We start from the raw sequence: 4,340 nt of genomic DNA on the forward strand, positions 1-4,340 counted from the left end.
CAACAACAATACTTCCCCAACAACATCCTCGGCGTACTGTTTACCCATTCGCACAATATCGTCATGCAGTTATTGTCCGAAATGGGCATTGTCGGCACCTTGCTCGCAGCCTTAACCCTGCTTGCAGCCGTATGGCGACTGTTGGGACGCAACCAAACACCGGCCTCGCTGTTTTTACTGACAGCCGCCGCCGTCAGCCTCTGCCACAGCATGCTTGAATATCCACTTTGGTATATCTACTTCCTCACCGTATTTAGCCTGATTCTGTCGTTGACACCCTCTTATCCGAAAGATGTTTCAGACGGCCCTTTATCTACCCGAATCAGACAGTGGGTAGGCGGTATAGCTGCTTTATCGATTTTAATCGGCATGGCAAACCTCAGCTGGGAATATCAAAATCTGACCCAATATAGCCGTGTAGGGAAAACCGACGATCAGCAAACAGTTCAAAACAAAATCGACGGCTTGCAACGACTTTCCAAAGAAAGCTCCATGCTTGCCTATTACGCTGATTTGAGCTTGAGCAAACGTGCAGACCCGACCGATGCCTACATCCGTCCGTGGGCGGAAGAAGCAGCACTCAAAGCCCTGACCTACCGCCCCTACTCCAGCGCCTACCAAGTCGGCCTTTACCTCTACCGACAAGGCAAAAAAGAAGAAGGTGCGCAATGGATGCAGGCAATGCAATATTATTATCCTTATATGATGTATTTCTACGCTGACAAAATACGCAGTCACCCGGCATTCGCTCCCTTGCTGCCCAAACTTTTGTCTGATTGCAAAGATTTCATCAACGCACCGAAACACCAAACCGCCCAATCATGCGACAAACCCTGAACAAAACACACCCAATTGTCAGTTTGTCCTTACAGGCCGTCTGAAAATGTAAAGAGCAGCGAGTTTCTATGCAAAAAAGCGCAAAAGCACAGAAAATTACGCTATCAACAAAAGCAGATTGCATGTTAAGATTGAACACAACTCTATTTTAAGCGCCGTACTGCCATTTAGTACCGCAGCGCATACAATCACGAAAAGGAAATTCCATGAGTCGCGTATTACTCGTAGATGACGATGCTCTCTTGACCGAATTGCTGACCGAATACCTGACTGCCGAAGGTCTCAACGTTCATAGTGTTCCCGACGGCGAAGCCGGCGTTCAAGAAATTCTGACCGGACAATACGATGTCGTCGTATTAGACTCCATGATGCCTAAAATGAACGGTTTGGACGTACTGAAAAACGTACGCACCCAAAGCACCGTACCCATCATCATGCTGACCGCGAAAGGCGACGACATCGACCGTATCATCGGTCTGGAAATGGGTGCGGACGATTATGTTCCGAAACCATGTACACCGCGCGAACTCTTGGCACGCATCAACGCCATCCTGCGCCGTGCGCAACACAGCACCGAACAAAACAACGCGCCTAACAGCATTTCTGTCAGTGACGTCGTTTTGTACCCGGCAAAACGCCAAGCCAGCATCAAAGACACTCCGCTCGAGTTGACCAGCACCGAATTCAACCTGCTCGAAGTTTTGATGCGCCACGCCGGACAAGTCGTCAGCAAAGAGACCCTGTCTATCGAGGCACTCGACCGCAAACTGGCTAAATTTGACCGCAGCATCGACGTACACATCTCCAGCATCCGCCACAAATTGGGCGATGCCTCCCTGATTCAAACTGTACGCGGCTTAGGCTACCTGTTTGTTAAAAACTAAAGATTAAACAGATCAATGAAACTGTTTCAACGCATCTTCGCCACATTTTGCGCAGTCATCGTCTGCGCAATCTTTGTGGCGAGTTTTTCATTTTGGCTGGTACAAAACACCCTCGCCGAAAACCAATTCAACCAACGCCGCACCATCGAAACCACATTGATGAGCAGCATCATCTCCGCGTTTAACTCGCGCGGAGACAGCGGTGCGCGCGAAATTCTTTCCGAATGGAAAAACAATCCGGTTTCCAATGCCGTTTATGTGATTACCGGCGACGATAAAAAAGATATTTTAGGCCGCAACATCGACAGCCTGTCCATCGAACGTGCCCGCATCTTTGCCATCAATAACCCCGAATCCGATTTAGCCCACATCGAATACGACCGTTTCGGCGAAGAATACCTCTTCTTCATTAAAGGCTGGGACAACCATCAGGCTCAACGCCTCCCTAGCCCGCTCTTTATTCCCGGCCTGCCGCTTTCGCCTATTTGGCATGAATTTATCATTCTGTCTTTCATCATCATCGTCGGCCTGTTGATGGCATACATCCTTGCCAACAACATCACCAAGCCCATTAAAATTCTTGGCGGTGGCATGGACAGGGTAGCCAATGGCGAACTCGAAACCCGCATTTCCCAGCAAGTTGACGACCGTGACGACGAATTGTCCCACCTTGCCGTGCAGTTCGACAAAATGGCCGAGAAACTGGAAAAACTTGTTGCCAAAGAGCGTCATTTGCTCCACCACGTTTCTCATGAAATGCGCTCGCCGCTGGCACGTATGCAGGCGATTGTCGGCCTGATTCAATCTCAGCCGCAAAAGCAAGAGCAATACCTCAAGCGCCTTGAAGGCGAATTGGTGCGCATGGATACTCTGGTCGGCGAATTGTTGACCCTATCCCGCTTGGAAACTTCCAATATTCCTTTGGAAAAAGAAAACCTCAAACTCGTTCCGTTCTTAACCAACTTGATTGAGGACAACCAAAGCATTGCCCACCAAAACAACCAAAGCGTTACCCTGAGCATTGACCCAAAAATCCCCGAAAATGCCGTGGTCAGCGCCAACGAAGGCTATCTATACCGCGCCTTTGACAACGTTATCCGTAATGCCATCAATTACAGTCCGGAAGGCAGCACCATTCAAACCCATATCGGACAAGACGGCAAACACTGGATTATCGATGTGACCGACAACGGTCCGGGTGTCGATGAAATGCAGCTTCCGCATATCTTCACTGCCTTTTATCGCGCCGACTCCAGCGCGCACAAGCCCGGTACAGGTTTAGGGCTTGCATTGACACAGCACATTATGGAACAGCACTGCGGTAAAATCATTGCTGAAAATGTCAAACCCAACGGCCTGAGGATGCGTTTTATCCTTCCCAAAAAGAAAGCCGGAGACAAAAAAGAAGTCTAAAAATAAGGCCGTCTGAAACTTTTCAGACGGCCAAAAACACAAATAAGGAACCATCATGAGCGCAACCGTCCAAACCGGCTCCGGCTACTTCTTCATGCCTGAACACATCATCCTCGTCGGCGCCAGCGAACGTCCGCACAGCCTTGGCGAACGCATTTTCAGCCACCTGCTCGGTTCCTCATATCAAGGCAAAATCACCCCCGTCAATCTTCGACACAGCAGTGTAGCAGGCATTCCCTCCTACTCCAGCCTCAGCAAAATCCCGGGACAAGCCGATTTGGTTGTTGCCGTTATCCCGCCCGACCATTACGACTCGCTGTTCAAAGCCTGCCGTAAAAAAGACCTGCACCACATTATTCTGATTCAAGATTGGGAAAACCTACCGCCCGAATCCTGCAAAAACGCCCGTTCCACCATTCAAAAACATCACGGCGATGAATTGAACATCACCGTATGCAACAGCGCAGGCATCCAACTTCCCTCGCTCAACCTCAACATCGGCACCCAAACCGACTATCCGGCCGGCCATATCGCATTACTCACCGGCCACAGCACCGTCAGCCGCAACATCAACCACCTGCTGAACACGCTGCACCAAGGCGTATCACGCCACATCAGCCTCAACTATAACCTAAGCCCTACTACATCCGCCGACTGGCTCAACCGCTTCGGCCACAACCGCCATACCAAAGTTGCCGTGATCCACTACAATCCGGCCGAAAACCAACGCGAGCTGTTCAGTGCCATCCGCCACTTTACACGCCACACTCCGCTTATCCTATTGTCCACACACTACACCAACGACACAGACAAAGCCATCCTGCGCAGCCTCAGCCGCCATTGCAATTTCCAACCGGTATTCAATACCGCCGAACTGGAAGCAGCCCTAAAAGCCCACCTTTCCGGCATTCCCGTCATTACTAATCCCACTATTCTGTCCGACACGCCGATAGAATGGCTGCGCACTACCGCCGATGCCCGTGAATTGACCCTCGACCTCCCAACCGATGTACCATCCATCCGACAAGGCTGCATCGGCAGCAACCCAACGCCTGCACGCATCCACCGTCTGGCACTCGAACAATTACAAAATCCGCATACTCAAGCCCTGCTTGGCATTATTTCGCCAGATACGCCGGATGCGTACAGCATTCATCAAACTCTGGATAATTTGGCACAAAAAACCAGCAAGCCCATTCTCGTCAG

4 protein-coding genes are annotated in these 4,340 nt (G+C 50.4%); all 4 read left to right on the forward strand.

The genetic code is table 11. The features are described 5' to 3' along the window. The coding region (locus ACTHS3_RS09505) for a Wzy polymerase domain-containing protein (RefSeq protein WP_440367814.1) at positions 1 to 837 on the forward strand (837 nt) is incomplete at its 5' end. Between the two features lie 206 nt (positions 838 to 1,043). Further along, the gene (gene misR, locus ACTHS3_RS09510) at positions 1,044 to 1,721 is read left to right on the forward strand and encodes a two-component system response regulator MisR (RefSeq protein ID WP_004519643.1); all 678 of its coding nucleotides are present in this window, start codon (positions 1,044 to 1,046) and stop codon (positions 1,719 to 1,721) included. 15 nt (positions 1,722 to 1,736) lie between these two features. Next, positions 1,737 to 3,134 (forward strand): HAMP domain-containing sensor histidine kinase, encoded by a 1,398-nt coding sequence (locus ACTHS3_RS09515; RefSeq protein WP_004519642.1) that lies wholly within the window; start codon positions 1,737 to 1,739, stop codon positions 3,132 to 3,134. A 55-nt stretch (positions 3,135 to 3,189) separates the two neighbouring features. Then, positions 3,190 to 4,340: CoA-binding protein (locus ACTHS3_RS09520; RefSeq protein ID WP_440367817.1), on the forward strand; the 1,151-nt coding region annotated here is incomplete at its 3' end.

The sequence above is a fragment of the Neisseria sp. P0009.S007 genome (genome assembly GCF_051962515.1).